Below are 18946 nucleotides of genomic sequence, written 5' to 3'. Positions count from 1 at the left end.
GGTGATTCCCGCGTGTGTACCCGCGATTGCCGCGTCTGCCCCCGTCATTCCCGCGCAAGCGGGAATCCAGTGGCGAGGTGCCCCCCCTGGGCTCCCGCTTTCGCGGGAGTGTCGGCTAAGGGAACTTTCGCGGGAGTGACGACCAAGGGGGCCTTTGCGGGAATGACGGCAATCGGCTTTTTTTAACTTCCCTCGGGGAGGGGCTGTCGACGCGTGCTCTGCAGACGGTGGCCGTCGGCGGTTTTCCCGGGGGAAGGAATTTTGAACTCATATCGAATGTCTTTGCAGGAGCCAGGCAATGCTGATCTTTGAACGTTCCCGTCCCGGTCGCCGGACCCCCAGCCAGGCCCCGGCCGGTCGCGCGGATGTCGCCGCGCTGCCCGAGCGCTTCCGGCGCCGTCGTCCGGCGCCGCTGCCGGAGGTGTCCGAACTGGACGTGGTGCGTCACTACACCCGCCTGTCCCAGAAGAACTTCTCCATCGACACCCATTTCTATCCCCTGGGGTCCTGCACCATGAAGTACAACCCCAGGGTGTGCAACAGCCTGGCCATGCTGCCGGGCTTCCTGCGTCGCCATCCTCACGCCCCCGAGTCGGTGAGTCAGGGCTTTTTGTCCTGCATGTTCGAACTGCAGGAGATGCTCAAGGACGTCACCGGCATGCAGGCTGTGTCCCTGACCCCCATGGCCGGGGCCCAGGGCGAGTTCGCCGGGGTGGCCATGATCCACGCCTATCACAAGGCCCGTGGGGATGAAGGTCGGACCGAGATCCTGGTCCCCGACGCCGCCCACGGCACCAACCCGGCCACCGCCACCATGTGCGGCTACGCCGTGCGCGAGATCCCCACCGACGCCTCCGGCGACGTGGACATGGAGGCCCTCAAGGCCGCCGTGGGGCCCGCCACCGCGGGGATCATGCTCACCAACCCGTCCACCCTGGGGGTGTTCGAGCGCCGCATTCACGAGATTGCCAAGGTGGTCCATGACGCCGGTGGCCTGCTGTACTACGACGGCGCCAACCTGAACGCCATTCTGGGCAAGGTGCGTCCCGGCGACATGGGCTTCGACGTCATCCACATGAACCTGCACAAGACCTTCTCCACCCCCCATGGGGGCGGTGGTCCCGGCGCCGGCGCGGTGGGTGTGAGCGAGCGGCTCAAGCCCTTCCTGCCCATCCCGGTGGTGGGCCGGGAAGGGGAACGCTATCGCTGGCTCACGGAGCGGGACCTGCCCCAGAGCATCGGCCGCCTGTCCGCCTTCGCCGGCAATGCCGGGGTGCTGCTGCGGGCCTACGTCTACATGCGTCTGCTGGGTCGGGAGGGCATGCCCAAGGTGGCGGACTACTCCACCCTGAACGCCAACTACGTGATGGCCCGTTTGCGGTCACTGGGCTATGACCTGGCCTTCCCGGAACGTCGTGCCACCCACGAGTTCATCGTCACCCTGCGACGTCAGGCCAAGGCGCAGGGCGTGACCGCCATGGACGTGGCCAAGCGTCTGCTGGACTACGGCTTCCATGCGCCCACCACCTATTTCCCCCTGCTGGTGCCCGAGTGCCTGTTGATCGAGCCCACCGAGACCGAAAGCAAGGAGACCCTGGACGCCTACGTGGAGGCCATGGCGAAGATCCTGGAAGAGGCGGCAGCCGAGCCCGAGAAGGTGAAGGGTGCCCCCTATACCCAGCCCAACCGGCGTTTTGACGAGGTACGGGCCGCCAGGGAACTGGATGTGGCCTGGCAACCCGAGGCCGGCTGATGGCCTACAGCGGCAACCGGGGCCTGACCCGGATCATCAAGGCGGCCGGATATTCCTGGAAGGGGCTGCGCAGCACCTTCCGCCACGAGGCCGCCTTTCGTCAGGAGTTGCTGGCGATGATCGTCCTGGTGCCCCTGGCCCTGTGGCTGGGGGACAACGGCGTGGAGCGGGCCTTGCTGATCGGCAGCCTGTTCCTGATCCTCATCGTGGAGTTGCTGAATTCCGGGATCGAGGCGGCCATCGACCGCATCGGTCGGGATTACCATGATCTTTCGGCCCGGGCCAAGGACATGGGGTCGGCGGCGGTGCTGTTGTCCATCCTCCATGCCGTGGTGGTGTGGCTGCTGGTACTCCTGTAAGCCTCCACGGGAGCCGGTCTGCCGGCGACTGGGTATTTCCCGCCGTTCGGGTCTACACTCAAGGACATCACAACAAGGGGCCGGCATCCGACCGGCCCCGCCGGTCCTTGCCACCACCATGGAGTGAAAGCCGATGTCGATGAAACTGCCCGCCACCCTGGCCGCCACCGCCCTGACCCTCGGCCTGGTTGCCGCCCCCCTTCAGGCCGATGAGGCCCCGGTGACCATGAACATCAAGGTCATGACCCTGGATACCGCCTCGCGGCTGGCCTGGGCCACCCTGGAGGCCTGCCGCGAGGCGGGCGTCAACGTGGCGGTCACGGTGGTGGACCGTGGCGGCAACACCCAGGTGGTCCTGCGGGATACCCTGGCGGTGGATCTCACCCTGGAGATCAGCCGACAGAAGGCCTATACGGCCATGTCCTTCAATGGCCCCCTGTCGGAGATGGAGGACCGCTTTACCAAGCCCTTCCAGGTGGGCAAGGTGGACGGTGTGGTGTTCTCCGCCGGCGGACTGCCGATCCATGCGGCGGGCCGGATCATCGGCGGCATCGGCGTGAGCGGCGCCCCGTCCGGGGAGACCGACGAGATGTGCGCCCGCAAGGGGCTGGACGAGATCCGGATGGATCTGGAAATGGTCCAGCCCTGAGCCCGGGGCCGGTCACGTAGTCACCGTGCCATGTTTCCTTCACCGTGCCGTGATCGTCCTGTCATCCGGCCGGGTCACCCTGTCCCCTGTGTCGAACAGGGGACAGCACCGCCATGGCCGCCATCGAATGCCGCAGCATCTTCATTTCCGACGTCCACCTGGGTACCCGGGAGTGTCGCGCCGAGTACCTGCTGGATTTTCTGGAATCCTCCCACTGCGATCATCTCTATCTGGTCGGAGACATTTTCGACCTGTGGAGCATGCGCCGCCGGGTGTACTGGAGCGCCGAGCACAGTGCCGTGATCCAGGCGATCCTGGACAAGGCCCACGCGGGCACCCGGGTGATCTATATCCCGGGCAACCATGACGGCGCCCTGCGCGTCTTTGCCGGGACGGAATTCCAGGGCATCCAGGTGCGTCTGGAAGCGGAGCATCTGACTGCCGACGGTCGTCGCTTCCTGGTCAGCCACGGGGATGAGTTCGATGCCCTGGTCAGGCACAACCGGCTGGTGAAGACCCTGGGGGACGGCGCCTATCAGGTATTGCTGCGACTGAACCGGCATTACAATCGCTGGCGGGGATACATGGGGCATCCCTACTGGTCCCTGTCCGCCCATGTGAAGAACCGGGTGACCAGGGCCCGGCGCTACATGCGTCACTTCGAGGAGGCCGCGGCCCGCGAGGCGGTGCATCGCGATTACGATGGCTATATCTGCGGCCACATCCACAAGGCCGGTATCGAGTCCATCGACGGGGTGCTCTACTGCAACGACGGCGACTGGGTGGAGCATTGCACCGCCCTGACCGAGGATTTCCAGGGCAATCTGCATCTGCTGCACTGGTCGGACCATATCCGCACCGAGGTCATCCACCCGGTGCCGTCCAAGGCCGCCGCGGCGGATCTGCCGCTGGCGGCCCGGATCGGTGTCGCCGTCCCCTGAAGACCGGGTTGCTTAGCGACTCAGGCAGTCCACCAGGCTCTGCCCCAGGTTTTCCAGCAGGTGGAAATAGCTTTCCACGCCCGCCGGCAGGTCCGCGCCCAGCGGATCCAGCACGCCGGTGCGTGCCCCGGTGCCGTCGATCAGGGTTTCCACGATGGCCGGCCGGAACTGGGGTTCGCTGAAGACGCAGATGGCATCGGAATCCTGAATCCGCTGACGGATCTCCTGGATCCGGCGCGCACCCGCCGGGCGGGACGGATCCACCGTCACCGAACCCGCCGGGGTCAGGCCGAAGTGTCTTTCAAAGTACTGATAGGCATCGTGGAACACGATGAAGGGATGTCCCCGCACCGGCTCCAGCCGGGCCTGAAGCGTGGCATCCAGAGTCTCCAGGCGGGCCAGGATGCGATCCCGGTTTTCCCCGTAGCGGTCAGCATGGTCGGGGTCCTTGTCGGCCAGGACGTCGGCCACATGGCGGACGATACGGGCCGCGTTCTCGGGCGATAACCAGACATGGCTGTCCACGTCATGGTGATGATCGTGACCATGGCTGTGACTATGGCTATGGCTATGGCTATGGCTATGGCTGTGACCATGGTTGTGGTCATGACCGTGGCCGTGGTCATGACGATCCCAGATGCCTCCCTCCCGTAGTTCATGACGCACCAGGTCGGCGTCCTTGAGCAGGGTGACTTTTGTCACGGATTCCGGCAGTCTGGCCAGAGGCCGCTCCAGAAAACCTTCCAGGTCGCGGCCCACCCAGATCACCACCTGGGCCGACTGCAGATGCCGCATGTCCGAAGGACGCAGGGCGTAGTCATGAGGAGAGGCCCCGCCGGGCACCAGCAGCACCGGCTCTGCCACGCCTTCCATGATCCCGCTGACCAGATTGTGGATCGGGGGTATGCTGACCACGACCCGAGGGGCTGCCTGCAATACCGTCGGCAGGAGCATGACCAGTACCAGGGCCGTGAGGCCCGCAAGCAATCGGCGGCTGCGCATGGGTGAATGGACTCCATGGTTGATGTGGGTTATGTAATACTATAACAATCTTCCCGGAAAACACTTCCATCCTTTCTCTGCGCCGAGTCCGGTTGCCATGTTCCCTCTGTCCCGTCTGATCCGATCCCGTGATGATGCCGTGCCGGCTCGCGGCGCCCTGGTGGCGGCGCGGCAGGTGGGTCTGGTGGCGGGGGGGCGGCGCATTCTGGACGGGGTGGACATGGCGGTGGAAGCCGGCCGGATCGTCACCCTCATCGGTCCCAACGGCGCCGGCAAGACCACCTTGCTCAAGGTGTTGCTGGGGCTGCTCTCACCCACCGGCGGCCAGGTCCTGCGCCGGCCGGGGCTGCGTATCGGCTACATGCCCCAGCGCATCCAGGTGGATGAGATCCTGCCCATCACCGTGCGTCGCTTCCTTGGGCTGGGGGGGCGCTTCCCCAGGGACCGACTGGCCCGGGTGCTGGCGGAAGTGGGCTGCGCCCATCTGCTGGAACAGCCCGTACAGTCGGTGTCCGGCGGGGAGATGCAGCGTATCCTGCTGGCCCGCGCCCTGTTGCGGGAACCCCATCTCCTGGTGCTGGATGAGCCCGCCCAGGGGGTTGACGTGGCCGGGCAGGGGGAGGTGTTCCAGCTCATCGCCCGCCTGCGCGACCGCTACGGCTGCGGGGTGCTGATGGTGTCCCACGAATTGCACCTGGTCATGGCCGCCGCCGATTCGGTGATCTGCCTGAATCAGCATGTGTGCTGTACCGGCAAGCCGGACGTGGTGAGCCGCGATCCCGCCTATCTCAAACTGTTCGGCAAGACCATGCCGGCGGGCATGGCCCTGTACACCCATCATCACGATCACCGCCATGATCTGCACGGCGACGTGGTGGCGTTTGAGGGGGAAGGGCCGCCCGGGCGCGGCTGCCCCGGGTCGGAGGCCCATCGGCACCATGGATGATTTCATTGTCCGGGCCTTGCTCGGCGGCATGGCCGTGGCCCTGGTGGCGGGGCCGCTGGGTTCCTTCGTGGTCTGGCGCCGGATGGCCTATTTCGGCGATACCCTGGCCCATTCCGCCCTGTTGGGAGTCGCCCTGGGTTTTCTCATCGGTCTGAACGTGAATCTGACAGTGGTCATCCTCTGTGTAACCCTGGCCCTGGTGCTCATGCTGCTGCAGCGGCAGCGACGGCTGGCCACGGACACCCTGCTGGGCATCCTGGCCCACAGCAGTCTGTCCCTGGGATTGGTGGCGGTGGCCTTTCTGGAAGGGGTCCGGATTGATCTGATGGCCTACCTGTTCGGCGACATCCTGGCGGTGTCCCATGAGGACCTGATATGGATCTTCCTCGGTGGCGTGCTGGCCCTGGGGATGCTGGCGGCCCTGTGGCGACCCCTGCTGGCGATCACGGTGCATGAGGATCTGGCCCGGGTGGAGGGGGTGAGGGTGACCCTGGTGAGCATGGGTTTCATGCTGCTCATGGCCCTGGTCATTGCCGTGGCCATGAAGGTGGTGGGCATTTTGCTGATCACCTCGTTGATGATCATTCCGGCGGCGGCGGCCCGGCGGTTGTCGTCCACGCCGGAGCGGATGGCCCTGTTCGCGGCCCTGATCGGCTGTCTGGCCGTGGCCGGCGGTTTGTGGGGGTCCCTGACCTGGGATACCCCCGCCGGACCTTCCATCGTGGTGGCGGCGGCATTGCTGTTTGCCGTGATCTTCAGTCTGCCGGGGGCTGCCCTGCTGCGTCGGCTCCGTACGCCGTCCTAGCCGGCTAGAGGCGGCGCTCCAGGGTCAGGAAGGTGTAGGGATAGGGGTTTTTGTCATCGGCATCATGGGCTTCCCGGGCCACTTCCTGCCAGGTCTCGTTGAGCTGGGGCAGGAAGGTGTCTCCCTCGAAGGCATGCTCGATCACCGTCAGGTGCATCCGCCGGCACAACGGCAAAAGATGCCGGAACAGGTCCGCCCCGCCGATGACGAAGATCTCCTCCACCGCCCCGGCGGCCGCCAGGGCCTGGTCCAGGTCGTGGACCACCGTGCAGCCGGGGGCCTGGAAATCCGGATCCCTCGTCATCACCAGACTGCGTCGGCCCGGCAGCGGGCGACCAATGGACTCGAAGGTCTTGCGCCCCATGAGCATGCAGCCGCCCATGGTCAGACGCTTGAAGTGGGCAAGATCCGCCGGCAGGTGCCAGGGCAGGCGGTTGTCGGCGCCGATGAGCCGGTTGCGGTCCATGGCGACCACGGCGGTGAGCAGCGGTTGGGAATCGGTCATACGGACACCGGGGCCTTGATGTGGGGATGGGCCTGGTAATCCAGCAGGGTGAAGTCCTCGTAACGGAAGTCGAACAGGGATTTCACCGCCGGATTGAGCGCCATCCGGGGCAGGGGATAGGGTTCGCGGGCCAGCTGCTCACGGGCCTGATCCAGGTGGTTCAGATACAGGTGCACGTCACCGAAGGTATGGATGAACTCCCCCGGTTCCAGATCCGTGACCTGGGCCACCATGAGGGTGAGCAGGGCGTAGGAGGCAATGTTGAACGGCACCCCCAGGAAGATGTCGGCGCTGCGCTGATAGAGCTGGCAGGACAGCCGCCCGTCGGCCACGTAAAACTGGAACAGACAGTGGCAGGGTGCCAGGGCCATGCGTCCGGCGCGGGCATTGTCCTGAGGAGAGACTCCCTCGTCCGGCAGGTCCGCCACGTTCCAGGCACTGACGATCAGGCGCCGGGAGTCGGGCCGGGTGCGGATCTGTTCCACCACCTGGCTGATCTGATCCACGTGACCGCCGCCGGGCAGGGGCCAGGACCGCCACTGCCGACCGTAGACCGGCCCCAGATCGCCGTCCGCCGTGGCCCATTCATCCCAGATGCGCACCCCGTTGGCCTGCAGATAGGCGGTGGAGGTGTCACCTTTGAGGAACCAGAGCAGTTCGTGGATGATGGACTTCAGGTGCAGCTTCTTGGTGGTCACCAGGGGGAAGCCCCGGGCCAGGTCGAAGCGCATCTGGTGACCGAACAGGGAACGGGTGCCGGTGCCGGTGCGGTCGGATTTCTCCGTGCCCTGTTCCAGCAGTTGTTGCAGGAGCTGAAGATAACTATGCATGACGTGCTTTCTCCCGCCGTCGGGCCCAGGCCAGCAGGATGACGCCGGCCAGGATCATGGGCAGGGTGAGGAGTTGACCCAGGGTGAGCCAGCCGAAGGCCAGATAACCGATGTGGGCGTCGGGCAGGCGCCAGAATTCCACCAGGAAGCGGAACACCCCGTAACCCGCCAGGAACAGGCCGGACACCGCCCCCACCGGTCGCCAGCGTCGGGAGAAGAACCACAGGATCAGGAACAGGGCCAGCCCCTCCAGGGCCGCCTGGTAGAGCTGGGTGGGGTGACGGGGCAGCAGGTCCGCGGCCGGGAAGATCATGCCCCAGGGCAGGTCCGTGGGTTTGCCCCAGAGTTCGCCGTTGATCCAGTTGCCGATGCGTCCGGCCCCCAGGCCGATGGGGATGAGGGGGGCGACGAAGTCGGTGAGTTGCAAAAAGCGGCAACCCAGCTTGCGGGCATAGAGCCAGCAGGTGACCAGCACCCCGATCAGACCGCCGTGGAAGCTCATGCCCCCTTCCCAGAGCCGGATGAGCATCAGCGGATCACCGGCCAGGGCGTCCAGGTTGTAGAACAGGACATAACCCAGTCGCCCCCCCACGATCACGCCGATGACGCCGTAGAAGAGCAGGTCGGAGACCTGCTCCCGGTTCAGGGGGCTCCAGGGCTGGCCGGCCCGCAGCCAGCCCAGGGCCCAGAAGGCGGCAAAGCCCAGCAGGTACATGAGGCCGTACCAGTGGATCTGCAGGGGACCCAGGCTCAGGGCCACGGGATCGATGAAGGGATGTGTAGGCGTCATCGGTGGATTCTAACCTGTGGTTATTGTCCGATACAGCGACAGAGGATCGCCTTGAGATAGGCCGTCTCCGGCATGGCCGGGTGGATGGGGTGATCACTGGCCTGACCGCCGCGGGACAGGATCTGCATCTGTCGGTCCACGTGGCGGGCGGCGGCATGAACCTGTTTTTCCAGGGCATCGGCCGCCATGTGCTGGGAGCAGGAACAGGCGATGAGAAAGCCGTCCCGGGCCAGGACCTGCAGGGCCATCTGGTTGATGCGCCGGTAGGCGGCGGTCCCTTCCTTGAGGTCCTTGCGGCGTTTGATGAAGGCCGGCGGGTCGACGATGATCAGATCGAAACGGGCCCGTTCCTCCCGCAGTCGGCGCAGCACCTCGAAGGCATCTCCCGCCAGGGCCTGCACCCGGTCATCCACCCGGTTCAGGCGGGCATTGGCTTCCACCTGGGCGACGGCATCGGCGGAGGCGTCCACGCAGGTGACCTGTTCAGCCCCGTGCATGGCCGCCTGGATGCCCCAGCCCCCCGCGTAACTGAACAGGTCCAGCACCCGAGCCCCGGTGGAGAGGCGCCGCAGCCAGACCCGGTTGTCCCGTTGGTCATAGAACCAGCCGGTCTTCTGGCCCGCCAGCAGGGGGACCTGGAAGCGGGCGCCGTTTTCGGTGATCTCCACGGTCTCCGGGATGGGACCGGTGGCGGGCTGCACATAGAGGTCCAGGCCTTCCAGGCTGCGCACCGGGCTGTCGTTGCGCCAGAGCACGGCGCTCGGGCGCAGCACCTTCTCGAAGGCGCTCAGCAGGGCATCCCGCAGGCGTTCCATGCCGGCGGTGGTGATCTGGGCCACCAGCACGTCGCCGTAGCGGTCCACCACCAGACCCGGCAGGCCGTCGCTCTCGCCGTGAACCAGTCGGTAGAAGGGTTCCTCGAACAAACGCTCCCGCAGGGATAGGGCCACCTTGAGGCGGTGGACCAGCAGGGAGGGGCCGAAAGGGTGATCCGCGTCCCGGGTCACCAGGCGGGCACAGATGAGGGAATTGGGGTTGGCGTAGCCCGTGCCCAGGGTGCGCCCCCGGCTGTCCTGGAGGGTCACCGGCTGGCCCGGTTCCAGGGGGCGGATGGGGGTGGCCTCCACGTCCACTTCATTGCTGAAGATCCAGGCGTGGCCGGCCAGCAGGCGCCGTTCTTCGTTTTTCTTCAGGCGCAGGGGGACGTAGTCGAGGGTTTCCATGGGGACTCCGGCAAAACGCCCATTATAGCCGTTGTCCGCGGACTTCACTTCGACGGGCCGTGCATGGGATTGCCGTCCTGGTCCTCGACGCGAACCGGCCGGTCTTGCGTCCGTTCCATGCCCAGCAGCAGGCAGGGACTGCTCAGGGCCTGGGCGGTGACGGCATCCGGGGGTGGTTCATGGTGGATGACACGGATGACCCATGTTTCCCCTTCCAGCCGGGCATGATCCCCGGCCAGTTCCAAGCGATAGCCCAGGGTGGGCCGAAGCCCCTGATGAACCAGGATGAACCGTTCCCGGGCCGGATCGGGTTGCGAGCCGGCCAGTCCGAGGCCGGTGTCGGCCAGCAGTCGCTCCAGGTCGGCCAGGGTATCGGCCATCCGGACACGCGGGGCGGGGTCGTCGTGGCCGCAATGGGTACCGGCAGCCAGTACCCGCACGGCGGCGACCTCCATTGATCCCTGGATGCACGGGGCACGGCAGCCGGTTGCCGTGATCCAGAACGGCAGGGTGAGGAGGATCATGAGGCAGGTTTTCTTCTCCACGGCCATCCGCGTTATCCCCTGGGTTGCGTGCCCTGTCCGGGTCACGGAATCGTCACCGTGTCTTCACATCCCTGAAAGGCGGGCCGCCTAGCATGGCCGCATGACGATGGAGAACCGCAAGGCCATGCAGACCGCCGACACGCTCGTGACCAATGACTGGAATGTATCACGCCCAGGGCTGAGCGTGTCCCTGGCCGCCAGTGATGATGACGTGTTCATTTTTCTGGATGCGGGGCTTGTGCCCGCCCGCTACCAGCGGCATTTTCTGCGGACACCCTTAACCGCGGAATGTCATGAAAACCTTCAGATGCATCTATAGGCTGATCCCCTTGGTCCTCCACCTGTTCATTGCCGTGATCCTGACCCTGCTGCTGGGACGGCCCAACGAGGCCGGGATGCCCGATCAGCGGTTCCGGCGCGTCATTCAGTGGTGGTACCGGGTTTTCTGTCGTCTTTTCGGCGTCCGTATCCATGTGCGCGGCCAACCCTCCGACGGACCGGTGCTGTCCGTTTCCAATCACATCTCCTGGCTGGACATCCCGGTGCTGGGGGCGTATGCCCCGGTGGGTTTCCTGTCCAAGTCGGAGGTGCGGCGCTGGCCGCTGATCGGCTGGCTGTCCGGGCGTAACGGCACCCTCTTCATCCATCGCGGCGTCAACGGCGCCGCCTCCCAGGTGTCTGATCAGATGGCCGGGCATCTGGGTGGCGGCCACTCGGTGCATGTGTTTCCGGAAGGGACGACCACCCTGGGCAAGGAGGTGCGACGCTTTCATCCCCGGCTGTTCCAGGCGGCCCAGAGCGCGGGCTGTCCGGTACAGCCGGTGTCCATCCGCTACCTGCCTCCGGTGGATGATGCCGCGGCCTTCGTGGATAACCAGAATTTCCTCACTCATGCCCTGCGCCTGCTGGCCATGCCGCGGGTCGACGTGGCGCTCAGTTTCATGCCGCCGATCCCTGTCGACGGCACGGATCGTCGCGGCTTGTCCCGGGCGGCCGAAGAGGCCGTCAGGGAGGCGTTCCATGACAGCCTTCCGCCACCCATTGAAGGAGATTCCCCCTCGTAAACAACCCGCGACTGAAGTCGCAGGTTTTATCGTAGGACGAGACAATGCCTATCCCCGACATTAGGCCGGTTTACAGCAGCCCTTGGCGAGACGGCAGTCTCGCCAATCCGCCGATATTGGCGCCTCGGTGGAGAGCGGCTACAGATCCTGTACTCCCACCGCTTTGCGGTAACCTGGGATGCCGGCCACCGGGAACCCTGGTGCGCACCATTGGATTGGGAGCCATGCACAGCGACTTGAATGCAAGTGGCTTGATTTTACCACAGGGTGCGCTTCGCCCAACCGCAATTCCTCCCGCGATTGAAATCGCGGGTTTCCTTGCGGAGGTTCTATGAACGCCGCCGGGCGCGCCTCATCCCCGCACTGGGACCGGATTTTCGCCGAGGGTTTCCAGGACCCACCCGATGACGATGAGGTGCCCCGGCTGCGCATCGCCGTGGTGACCGAGACCTATCCCCCGGAAATCAATGGCGTCGCCCACACCCTGCATCACATGGTGCAGGGCATGCTGGCACGGGGACATCAGGTCCATCTCATCCGGCCTCGCCAGCACCGGCATGATGTCGGGGGCGGGCAGGGGGCGCTACGGGAGCAGGCCACGGCCGGTCTTCCCGTGCCCGGCTACAAGGGATTGCATTTCGGCCTGCCCGCCCGCGGCGCGATCCTGGATGTCTGGCGCGAGGACCCACCGGATGTGATCTATGTGGCCACGGAGGGCCCCCTGGGAGGCTCGGCGGTGGCCGCCGCCCGCCGCCTGAATATCCCGGTGATCAGCGGATTTCATACCAACTTCCACAGTTACAGCCGCTATTACGGGGTGGGGTTTCTGGAACCCGCCATCGGCCATTTTCTCCGCCGCTTCCATAACCGTACCCACTGCACCCTGGTGCCGACCGAGTCATTGCGTGCCCATCTCACGGCGCAGGGATATCTGAATTGCCGGGTACTGGCCCGGGGAGTGGATACGGCGCTTTTCAATCCCGCTCGTCGGGATCCGGCGCTACGCCGGGAGTGGGGGTTGGAGGAGGGGGATCCGGCAGTGATCCATGTGGGGCGCCTGGCGGCGGAGAAGAATCTTTCCCTGGCGGTGGAGGCCTTTCGGGCCATGCAGTCCCATCAGCCCCGGGCGCGCTTCATCTTGGTGGGTGACGGCCCCGAGGCCGGGGAGCTGGGGCGCCTGCATCCGGACCTGATCCTGGTGGGGTCCCGGACCGGGGAAGACCTGGCCCGTCACTACGCCAGCGGCGATATCTTTCTGTTTCCCTCCACCTCCGACACCTTCGGCAACGTGGTCCTGGAGGCCATGGCCTCGGGACTGGCGGTGGTGGCCTTCGATTATGCGGCGCCGCGGGAGCATCTGCGCCACGGTGAGAGCGGATTGTTGCCGCCCCTGGGGGACCGGGATCGGTTCGTTGGTCTGGCACGGGAGCTGATCACCGATCCCGCGCGGATCCGGGGCCTGGGCCAACAGGCCCGATCCGTGGCCGAGTCGTTGGACTGGCGCTGTATCCATGATCGGCTGGAAGCGCTGTTTTTCGAGTGTGCTCAAGAGAGGTCAACATGGGACTGATGCAACGAGTGACCGAGGCGGAGATTCCGGTATGCCTGGCCTTCAACCGCATGGGACACCGGTGGCTCATCAACCGGATATTTGCGGGGATCAGTCGGCTGGGGGACGGGATCTTCTGGTATACCCTGATGGTTTGCCTGCCCCTGATCCACGGCATGCAGGCCCTCCATGTGAGTCTGCACATGGCCTTGGTGGGGCTTTTGTGCCTGCCCATCTACAAGTTTCTGAAGGCGACCACGGGGCGGGACAGGCCGTTCCGGCATAGCACCGACATCAGCCTGCACATGGCGCCGCTGGACCGGTTCAGCTTCCCCTCCGGTCATACCCTGCATGCGGTGGCCTTCACCGTGGTGCTGCTGGCCTGGTTGCCGGTCTGGGCCTGGCTGGTGTTGCCCTTCACCCTGATGGTGGCCCTGTCCCGCCTGGTGCTGGGGCTGCATTATCCCACCGACGTGCTGGCCGGTGCCGCCATCGGTGCGACGGTGGCCCTGATCAGTCTGTGGGGGATGGGGGGTGCGGTGCCCCTGTAAGCCTGCGATGGATCAGATGATCGGGGAGGGGGTTCGGTGGGCCCGGCAGGCCTGCTGGACGATGTCCGGTGTGGGGGTATCCAGACGGGCCAGGGTCATCCGCCCGCCCCAGACGCAGCCGGTGTCCAGGGTGAGGACCTGCTGTTCATAACGGCAGCCGATGGTGGACCAGTGACCCACCACCAGCTTCAGGTCGGCGCTGGCCCGGCCCGGTACCTGGAACCAGGGCAGCAGGCCGGAAGGCTGGGTGCCCGGTGCCCCCTTGTGATCCATGTCCAGGGTGCCGTCCCGGGTGCAGTAGCGCAGGCGGGTGAAACAGTTGGTGATGAAGCGCAGGCGGGACCAGCCGGACAGGGCCGGGTCCCAGCGGTCGGGCTGGTCACCGTACATCCGCTGCAGCAGGGTGCGGTAGTCGGGGCCGCGCAGTACCCGGTGCAGTTCGTCCGCGCAGGCCAGGGCCGTGGCCAGGTCCCACTGGGGGGGCAGGCCGGCATGGACCATGGTCCAGCCGACCAGGGCATCATGGTGCAGCACCGGCTGCCGACGCAGCCAGTCCATGAGTGCGTCCCGGTCCGGGCTGTCCAGGATGGGCTGGACGGTATCCCGGCGCCGGGGTTTGTGCAGACCGGCGTGGATGGCCAGCAAATGCAGATCGTGGTTGCCCAGCACCGTCACCGCCGCCTCTCCCAGGGACTGCACGAACCGCAGGCAGCCCAGGGAGTCCGGCCCCCGATTGACCAGATCCCCCACCAGCCACAGCCGATCCCGGGCCGGGTCGAAACGGACCCGGTCCAGGAGCTGTTTCAGCGGGTCAAGGCAGCCCTGCAGGTCGCCGACGGCATACAGTGCCATGAGGCGGGGTCAGGCCTTCTTTTCCAGCAGGATGTGACGGAACCAGCCGCGCAGCATCGCCGGGCTGTCTTCCAGCAGGGTCAGGTCGGTGCGCTTCTTCATCAGGTTCTCGAACACCACGTCGGTGCGGGTGGCCATGAACTGGGACACCAGGCCCAGCAGGCGGCGGAAGGGAGCGCTTTCGCCGGGCTTGAGGAACTTGTCCAGGATCAGGATCCGGCCACCGGGCTTGAGCACGCGGGTGGCCTCGGTCAGTGCCTTGCCGGCATTGGGGACGACGGCCAGGATGTTGTGCATGACGACCACGTCGAACTGGGCATCCTCGTAGGGCAGGGCCATGGCATCGCCTTCATGCAGTTCGATGCCCAGGTTCAGGGACTGGGCGCGTTCGGTCGCCTTCTTGAGCATGGCCGGGGTCAGGTCCACGCCGGTGTAATGGGCGCCCTGGGGCAGGAAGGGAAAATCCAGCCCGGTGCCCACGCCCGCCAGCAGGATGGATCGACCTTCCACGTTGCCCAGCCGTTCCAGGCTGCGCTGTCTGACGCCTGTTGAAGGTTTTTCAATCAGTCGATCGTAGATGGGTGCCCAGAGGGTATAAGGGATGCGCATGAGGTTAGCCCGTGGTTGTGGATGAGTCTTGTATCGTTATTTTCCAGTGCTCACGATTGTAGTCAGTGACCATGCCCCTGTCTAAAGTAGGGGTTTGCAGGCTTGATCCAGGTCGGATTTATTCAGTGCAGCACCCTGGGCACGGACAGGGTGAACGTGGGAATGACGGCCTCGAACCGGGTGCCGTCGTCGGCGACCATCTGGTAGGTCCCGTGCATGGTACCCACCGGGGTTTCGATCATGGCACCGCTGGTGTATTGAAAGCCCTGGCCGGGATCCAGGTGGGGTTGCTCGCCCACCACGCCTTCGCCCCGGACTTCCTGCACCTTGCCGTTGGAGTCATGGATGATCCAGTGGCGACTGACGAGTCTCGCTCCCTGCTTGCCCAGATTGCGCAGGGTGACCGTGTAGGCAAACACAAAGCGGCCGTGCATGGGGTCGGACTGGGATTCCACGTAACTGCAGTTGACCTGGACCTGGATATGGTGGTCGCCGCTTTCCGACATGGGCTGTCTCCGATGGCCCGGCGGGAGCCCGGGCAAGAGCCTGTATCTTGCCGGATCGGCGTGGGAAGTTGTAGCCCGGAACGGATTTCAGCCGCGGTCCCGGGGGATCTGCGAGGCCGCCAGCCGGGCGGCGCCCAGCAGTCCCGAGCGGGGATCGGTAATGACCTGGATCGGCATCCTTTCCAGCAGGTGGGTCATGGGCGGCTTGCGGCGGAAGGCCTCCACGAAGCCTCCGGCATCCAGCAGGGGCAGGATGCGCGGGGCAATGCCGCCGGCGACATAGACCCCGCCGAAGGGCAGGCAGCCCAGGGCCAGATCGCCCGCCTGGCCGCCGTAAAGGCTGCAGAACAGGGACAGGGTTTCCACGGCCAGGGGGTCGCCGCCCGCCAGGGCGAGCCGGGTGAGTTCGGGGGCCGGGTCCGGCTGTGCCATGGCCTCGGCCAGGGCCTTGCCCGGCCTTTGGGGACTTTCGCTGATGAGGAAATCGGCGATCCGGGCGATTCCCCGGCCGCTGAGCAGGTGCTCCCGGCTGCATCGCCCTTCCCGCCGGGTGACGGCCGCCCACAGGCGGGACTGGCGCGTGTCGGCGGGCGCCAGTTCGCCATGGCCCGCCTCGGTGGGAATGAGTCGCGGCGGCCGCCCGGGACAGACGATGCAGACCCCCAGGCCCGTGCCCGCACCCACCACCAGGCGCACCCCGTCCGGATCCCTTTCCCCCTGCTGTAGTGCATGCAGGCTGTCAGCGGGCAGGTCGTCCAGGCTGTGGGCGATGCCCTCGAAGTCGTTGACCAGGGTGACCCGGGGCAGACCCAGGTCCCGGGCCAGTTGCCGGGAGTCCAGCTGCCAGGGCAGGTTGGTGAGGCGTGCCTGCTGGCCGTCATCCCGGCGTGCGACCGGGCCGGCCAGGGCGAAGGCGGCGGCAACCGGCGTACCATGGCCGGTATCCGTCAGAAAGGTCCGGACCATGGGGGCCAGGCCGGGGTAGTCGGCGCTGGCATAGCGCCGGATTTCCCCGGGGATCAGCCGACCGTCCTCCACCTTGGCCAGCATGAGCAGGGTCTTGGTGCCCCCGATGTCTCCCGCCAGTACGTCCACGATCGTCTCCTTGGGCCACGGCTCTTCAGGCCGCCAGGCGGCGGCGCTTGTCTTCCAGGCCCTGGATCAGATGGGCAAAGGCATCGGCAAAGGCCTGGACGCCCTCGGCTTCCAGACGGTCGGTGACGCTTTCCAGGTCGATGCCCAGGTCGGGCAGCCCCTGAATCAGGGCGCGGGCCTGTTCCTGTCCCTCGGTCAGGGTCAGGGCCGGATTGCCGTGATCCCGGAAGGCCTCATAGGTGGCCGGCGGCAGGGTATTCACCGTGTCGGGGCCGATCAGCGAGTCCACATAGAGGACATCGCTGTAGGCGGGGTTCTTGGTGCCGGTGCTGGCCCACAGCAGTCGCTGGGGCCGGGCGCCGGCCCGGGCCAGCCGTTGCCAGCGCTCACTGTCGCGGACCTGCTGGAAGTGGGCATAGGCCAGCCTGGCATTGGCGATGGCCAGCAGGCCCTGCATGTGCTCCACCGGACGGCCCTCGCGGATGCGCTCTTCCAACAGGGCGTCCAGGGCCGTATCCACCCGACTGACGAAGAAGCTGGCCACGGAGGCGATGGAGGTCACCGGCTCGCCCCGGTCCAGGCGGGTCTCCAGTCCCTTGAGGAAGGCCTCCAGCACCGCCTGATAGCGGGTGACGGAGAACAGCAGGGTGACGTTGACGTTGATGCCGGCGGCGGTCAGCTGCTCGATGGCGGCCAGGCCGGGCAGGGTGCCGGGCACCTTGATCATGAGGTTGGCCCGATCCACCTGGGCGGCCAGTTCCAGGGCCTCGCGCACGGTGCCCTCGGTGTCGAAGGCCAGTTCCGGGGAGACTTCCAGGCTGACGAAACCGTCACGTCCGTCGGTGTCGTGATAGGTCGGGGCAAAGGCGTCGGCGGCTGCCCGGAGGTCGCGGATGGCGAGCTGGTAGAACAGGGCCTGGGTGGTCAGGTCCGGAGACCGGGTCAGGCAGTCCCGGATCGCGGTATCGTAGAGATCACTGCCGGTGATGGCCTTGTCGAAAATGGCGGGGTTGGAGGTCAGACCGCCCAGGCCGTCCTCCCGGATCAGGCGATCCAGTTCCCCGGAGGCCATGAGGTCACTGCGGATGTAGTCGTACCAGACGCTCTGGCCCAGTTCTCTCAAGCGAAGCAGCGGATTGTGTTCTGCCATTGTGTCCTCGCCGATGGCGGATAAAGATGCATTGTAACCCCTCATGGGGGCCGGCTTAAGTGCGGCTGGCGGCCACCTCGTTGGCCAGACGGACGAATTCCTCCACCGACAGGGTCTCCGGGCGCCGGGCGGGATCGATGTCCGCCGCCGTCATGGCGGCGGGTTCCGCCAGCCCCTGCAGGGCATTGCGCAGTGTTTTGCGTCGGCGGGTGAAGCCCTGGTGGACCAGGGCGGCAAACAGGGCCTCGTCCCGGGCGGGGCAGGGCAGGGCCTCCCAGGGCACCAGCCGGACCACGGCGGAATCCACCCGAGGCGGTGGGCGGAAGGCGCCCGGGCCGACATGGAACAGGGATTCGGCCCGACAGCGATACTGCACCATGATCCCCAGTCGCCCGTATTCGGCCGTGCCGGGACGGGCGGTCAGCCGATCCACCACCTCCTTCTGCAGCAGGAAATGCATGTCCTGGATGCCGTCGGCCCATTTCAGCAGGTGAAAGATCAGGGGGGTGGAGATGTTGTAGGGCAGGTTGCCGATCACCCGCAGCTTGCGGCCGGCGGGCACCGGTACCGCGCCGAAGTCAAACTTCAGGGCGTCGGCGGCGTGCACGACGAGTTCACCGGCATCGGCATACTCCGTCTGCAGACGGGGAATCAGATCCCGGTCCAGTTCCACCACATGCAGTTGCCGGCACCGGGTCAGCACGGGCCGGGTGATGGCGCCCATGCCGGGACCGATCTCCAGCAGGGTCTGTCCCGGCTGGGGATCGATGGCCCCGACGATGCGCCCGATGATGCCGGGGTCATGCAGGAAGTGCTGGCCGAAACGTTTTCTGGGGGCGTGTTCCACTGGGGTGGGTGTCTCCGGATGGCCTGTCAGCGGATGCAGCGATAGACGTCATAGCCCCGTCGCCCTTCCCGCAGGGGGCCGCGGGGGACCAGGGTGTCACCGCCCATCTCGGCGGCGGCATTGCGGGCGGCATGCTCCACTTCCTGGGCCAGCTTTTCCGGGGGGCGCTTGAAGATGCCCACCTGCTCGGCCACCGTGGCGGAGGTGTTGCCGACCCGCTCGCACTGGGTCACATCCTGGGCATCCAGGATGCGGACCCGTTCACCGCCGGGAGTGAGCTTGACGAAGGTACAGCCGCCCAGCATCAGGGTCAGGCTGAGCAGGGACAGGGTGCCGATGCGCATGGCTCGGGACATGGGGGATTCCTCGGAACGG

23 protein-coding genes are annotated in these 18946 nt (G+C 66.2%); 10 read left to right on the top strand and 13 right to left on the bottom strand.

Annotated elements, in window-relative coordinates; all coding sequences use genetic code 11:
- The first annotated feature begins 298 nt into the window (after window positions 1-298).
- The 4 genes from gcvPB (at window position 299) to ACLF6L_RS12125 (ending at window position 3702) form a co-directional block, all read left to right on the top strand.
- On the top strand, window positions 299-1753 hold the full coding sequence (gene gcvPB, locus ACLF6L_RS12140; protein WP_412851764.1) for an aminomethyl-transferring glycine dehydrogenase subunit GcvPB: 1455 nt from the start codon (window positions 299-301) through the stop codon (window positions 1751-1753).
- Window positions 1753-2112, top strand: a complete 360-nt coding sequence (locus tag ACLF6L_RS12135; RefSeq protein ID WP_238615765.1) for a diacylglycerol kinase — start codon at window positions 1753-1755, stop codon at window positions 2110-2112. Before gcvPB ends, ACLF6L_RS12135 begins: the two co-directional genes overlap by 1 nt.
- 133 nt (window positions 2113-2245) lie before the next feature.
- On the top strand, window positions 2246-2761 hold the full coding sequence (locus ACLF6L_RS12130) for a GlcG/HbpS family heme-binding protein (protein WP_050814189.1): 516 nt from the start codon (window positions 2246-2248) through the stop codon (window positions 2759-2761).
- 113 nt (window positions 2762-2874) lie between these two features.
- Entirely contained in the window at window positions 2875-3702 is an 828-nt protein-coding gene (locus ACLF6L_RS12125) for a UDP-2,3-diacylglucosamine diphosphatase (protein WP_238615766.1), read from the top strand.
- A gap of 12 nt (window positions 3703-3714) precedes the next feature.
- On the opposite strand, the gene znuA is transcribed toward ACLF6L_RS12125, so the two are convergent.
- Complete coding sequence (gene znuA, locus ACLF6L_RS12120; RefSeq protein WP_412851763.1) at window positions 3715-4704, bottom strand: zinc ABC transporter substrate-binding protein ZnuA; 990 nt, start codon at window positions 4702-4704, stop codon at window positions 3715-3717.
- Window positions 4705-4801: 97 nt separating this feature from the next.
- On the opposite strand from znuA, the gene znuC reads away from it, so the two are divergent.
- Together znuC and znuB are read left to right on the top strand one after the other, a co-directional pair.
- Window positions 4802-5650, top strand: a complete 849-nt coding sequence (znuC, locus tag ACLF6L_RS12115; RefSeq protein ID WP_008931124.1) for a zinc ABC transporter ATP-binding protein ZnuC — start codon at window positions 4802-4804, stop codon at window positions 5648-5650.
- Entirely contained in the window at window positions 5643-6455 is an 813-nt protein-coding gene (gene znuB, locus ACLF6L_RS12110) for a zinc ABC transporter permease subunit ZnuB (protein ID WP_090202843.1), read from the top strand. Before znuC ends, znuB begins: the two co-directional genes overlap by 8 nt.
- Before the next feature lie 4 nt (window positions 6456-6459).
- Here znuB and ACLF6L_RS12105 read toward each other — a convergent pair whose 3' ends face one another.
- From ACLF6L_RS12105 to ACLF6L_RS12085, 5 genes are read right to left on the bottom strand one after another with little or no spacing between them, the layout of a single operon-like run.
- Window positions 6460-6960: a dihydrofolate reductase gene (locus ACLF6L_RS12105; RefSeq protein ID WP_276315640.1), complete on the bottom strand. Its 501-nt coding sequence runs from the start codon at window positions 6958-6960 to the stop codon at window positions 6460-6462.
- The gene (locus tag ACLF6L_RS12100) at window positions 6957-7790 is read right to left on the bottom strand and encodes a thymidylate synthase (protein ID WP_412851762.1); all 834 of its coding nucleotides are present in this window, start codon (window positions 7788-7790) and stop codon (window positions 6957-6959) included. The genes ACLF6L_RS12105 and ACLF6L_RS12100 overlap by 4 nt, the downstream gene beginning before the upstream one ends.
- Complete coding sequence (gene lgt / locus ACLF6L_RS12095; RefSeq protein WP_412851761.1) at window positions 7783-8580, bottom strand: prolipoprotein diacylglyceryl transferase; 798 nt, start codon at window positions 8578-8580, stop codon at window positions 7783-7785. Before lgt ends, ACLF6L_RS12100 begins: the two co-directional genes overlap by 8 nt.
- A 20-nt stretch (window positions 8581-8600) precedes the next feature.
- The gene (locus ACLF6L_RS12090) at window positions 8601-9803 is read right to left on the bottom strand and encodes a class I SAM-dependent rRNA methyltransferase (protein ID WP_412851760.1); all 1203 of its coding nucleotides are present in this window, start codon (window positions 9801-9803) and stop codon (window positions 8601-8603) included.
- Window positions 9804-9847: 44 nt separating this feature from the next.
- Entirely contained in the window at window positions 9848-10327 is a 480-nt protein-coding gene (locus tag ACLF6L_RS12085; RefSeq protein WP_412851759.1) for a protease complex subunit PrcB family protein, read from the bottom strand.
- A gap of 121 nt (window positions 10328-10448) precedes the next feature.
- Here ACLF6L_RS12085 and ACLF6L_RS12080 point away from each other — a divergent pair, with 121 nt between their 5' ends.
- The 4 genes from ACLF6L_RS12080 (at window position 10449) to ACLF6L_RS12065 (ending at window position 13512) form a co-directional block, all read left to right on the top strand.
- Window positions 10449-10667, top strand: a complete 219-nt coding sequence (locus ACLF6L_RS12080) for a hypothetical protein (RefSeq protein ID WP_412851758.1) — start codon at window positions 10449-10451, stop codon at window positions 10665-10667.
- Window positions 10642-11412 carry a lysophospholipid acyltransferase family protein gene (locus ACLF6L_RS12075; protein ID WP_412851757.1) on the top strand — a complete coding sequence of 257 codons (771 nt, stop codon included), beginning with the start codon at window positions 10642-10644 and terminating at the stop codon, window positions 11410-11412. The genes ACLF6L_RS12080 and ACLF6L_RS12075 overlap by 26 nt, the downstream gene beginning before the upstream one ends.
- A gap of 331 nt (window positions 11413-11743) precedes the next feature.
- A complete protein-coding gene (locus tag ACLF6L_RS12070; RefSeq protein ID WP_412851756.1) occupies window positions 11744-12982 on the top strand; it encodes a glycosyltransferase family 4 protein in 1239 nt (412 codons plus the stop codon).
- Window positions 12973-13512: a phosphatase PAP2 family protein gene (locus tag ACLF6L_RS12065; RefSeq protein ID WP_412851755.1), complete on the top strand. Its 540-nt coding sequence runs from the start codon at window positions 12973-12975 to the stop codon at window positions 13510-13512. The genes ACLF6L_RS12070 and ACLF6L_RS12065 overlap by 10 nt, the downstream gene beginning before the upstream one ends.
- Before the next feature lie 12 nt (window positions 13513-13524).
- On the opposite strand, the gene ACLF6L_RS12060 is transcribed toward ACLF6L_RS12065, so the two are convergent.
- The 7 genes from ACLF6L_RS12060 to ACLF6L_RS12030 all read right to left on the bottom strand — a co-directional run bounded on the left by ACLF6L_RS12060 (window position 13525) and on the right by ACLF6L_RS12030 (window position 18927).
- Window positions 13525-14364: a symmetrical bis(5'-nucleosyl)-tetraphosphatase gene (locus tag ACLF6L_RS12060; protein WP_412851754.1), complete on the bottom strand. Its 840-nt coding sequence runs from the start codon at window positions 14362-14364 to the stop codon at window positions 13525-13527.
- A 9-nt stretch (window positions 14365-14373) separates the two neighbouring features.
- The gene (locus ACLF6L_RS12055) at window positions 14374-14973 is read right to left on the bottom strand and encodes a class I SAM-dependent methyltransferase (protein ID WP_008931113.1); all 600 of its coding nucleotides are present in this window, start codon (window positions 14971-14973) and stop codon (window positions 14374-14376) included.
- 122 nt (window positions 14974-15095) lie between these two features.
- Window positions 15096-15479 carry a Co2+/Mg2+ efflux protein ApaG gene (gene apaG / locus ACLF6L_RS12050; protein ID WP_412851753.1) on the bottom strand — a complete coding sequence of 128 codons (384 nt, stop codon included), beginning with the start codon at window positions 15477-15479 and terminating at the stop codon, window positions 15096-15098.
- 87 nt (window positions 15480-15566) lie between these two features.
- On the bottom strand, window positions 15567-16574 hold the full coding sequence (gene glk, locus ACLF6L_RS12045; protein WP_412851752.1) for a glucokinase: 1008 nt from the start codon (window positions 16572-16574) through the stop codon (window positions 15567-15569).
- Between the two features lie 25 nt (window positions 16575-16599).
- Window positions 16600-17724, bottom strand: coding sequence for a transaldolase (gene tal, locus ACLF6L_RS12040; protein ID WP_238615779.1), 1125 nt, complete (start codon window positions 17722-17724; stop codon window positions 16600-16602).
- Between the two features lie 55 nt (window positions 17725-17779).
- On the bottom strand, window positions 17780-18571 hold the full coding sequence (rsmA, locus tag ACLF6L_RS12035; RefSeq protein ID WP_238615780.1) for a 16S rRNA (adenine(1518)-N(6)/adenine(1519)-N(6))-dimethyltransferase RsmA: 792 nt from the start codon (window positions 18569-18571) through the stop codon (window positions 17780-17782).
- A 26-nt stretch (window positions 18572-18597) separates the two neighbouring features.
- Window positions 18598-18927, bottom strand: coding sequence for a DUF4156 domain-containing protein (locus tag ACLF6L_RS12030; RefSeq protein WP_238615781.1), 330 nt, complete (start codon window positions 18925-18927; stop codon window positions 18598-18600).
- Window positions 18928-18946: the final 19 nt, after the last annotated feature.

The sequence above is a fragment of the Ectothiorhodospira shaposhnikovii genome, from assembly GCF_047222355.1.
GTDB lineage: Bacteria > Pseudomonadota > Gammaproteobacteria > Ectothiorhodospirales > Ectothiorhodospiraceae > Ectothiorhodospira.
The sequence above is the reverse complement of the archived record's forward strand: the minus strand, read 5'-3'. Positions and strand labels throughout refer to the sequence as shown.

Coding starts and splice junctions, on each gene's coding strand:
- ACLF6L_RS12130 (WP_050814189.1), top strand. CDS start 2,246: ATGTCGATGAAACTGCCCGCCACCCTGGCCGCCACCGCCCTGACCCTC.
- ACLF6L_RS12080 (WP_412851758.1), top strand. CDS start 10,449: ATGACGATGGAGAACCGCAAGGCCATGCAGACCGCCGACACGCTCGTG.
- ACLF6L_RS12105 (WP_276315640.1), bottom strand. CDS start 6,960: ATGACCGATTCCCAACCGCTGCTCACCGCCGTGGTCGCCATGGACCGC.
- ACLF6L_RS12090 (WP_412851760.1), bottom strand. CDS start 9,803: ATGGAAACCCTCGACTACGTCCCCCTGCGCCTGAAGAAAAACGAAGAA.
- ACLF6L_RS12065 (WP_412851755.1), top strand. CDS start 12,973: ATGGGACTGATGCAACGAGTGACCGAGGCGGAGATTCCGGTATGCCTG.
- ACLF6L_RS12030 (WP_238615781.1), bottom strand. CDS start 18,927: ATGTCCCGAGCCATGCGCATCGGCACCCTGTCCCTGCTCAGCCTGACC.
- ACLF6L_RS12060 (WP_412851754.1), bottom strand. CDS start 14,364: ATGGCACTGTATGCCGTCGGCGACCTGCAGGGCTGCCTTGACCCGCTG.
- ACLF6L_RS12135 (WP_238615765.1), top strand. CDS start 1,753: ATGGCCTACAGCGGCAACCGGGGCCTGACCCGGATCATCAAGGCGGCC.
- lgt (WP_412851761.1), bottom strand. CDS start 8,580: ATGACGCCTACACATCCCTTCATCGATCCCGTGGCCCTGAGCCTGGGT.
- gcvPB (WP_412851764.1), top strand. CDS start 299: ATGCTGATCTTTGAACGTTCCCGTCCCGGTCGCCGGACCCCCAGCCAG.
- tal (WP_238615779.1), bottom strand. CDS start 17,724: ATGGCAGAACACAATCCGCTGCTTCGCTTGAGAGAACTGGGCCAGAGC.
- ACLF6L_RS12055 (WP_008931113.1), bottom strand. CDS start 14,973: ATGCGCATCCCTTATACCCTCTGGGCACCCATCTACGATCGACTGATT.
- ACLF6L_RS12070 (WP_412851756.1), top strand. CDS start 11,744: ATGAACGCCGCCGGGCGCGCCTCATCCCCGCACTGGGACCGGATTTTC.
- znuB (WP_090202843.1), top strand. CDS start 5,643: ATGGATGATTTCATTGTCCGGGCCTTGCTCGGCGGCATGGCCGTGGCC.
- znuA (WP_412851763.1), bottom strand. CDS start 4,704: ATGCGCAGCCGCCGATTGCTTGCGGGCCTCACGGCCCTGGTACTGGTC.
- ACLF6L_RS12100 (WP_412851762.1), bottom strand. CDS start 7,790: ATGCATAGTTATCTTCAGCTCCTGCAACAACTGCTGGAACAGGGCACG.
- znuC (WP_008931124.1), top strand. CDS start 4,802: ATGTTCCCTCTGTCCCGTCTGATCCGATCCCGTGATGATGCCGTGCCG.
- ACLF6L_RS12085 (WP_412851759.1), bottom strand. CDS start 10,327: ATGATCCTCCTCACCCTGCCGTTCTGGATCACGGCAACCGGCTGCCGT.
- apaG (WP_412851753.1), bottom strand. CDS start 15,479: ATGTCGGAAAGCGGCGACCACCATATCCAGGTCCAGGTCAACTGCAGT.
- ACLF6L_RS12075 (WP_412851757.1), top strand. CDS start 10,642: ATGAAAACCTTCAGATGCATCTATAGGCTGATCCCCTTGGTCCTCCAC.
- ACLF6L_RS12125 (WP_238615766.1), top strand. CDS start 2,875: ATGGCCGCCATCGAATGCCGCAGCATCTTCATTTCCGACGTCCACCTG.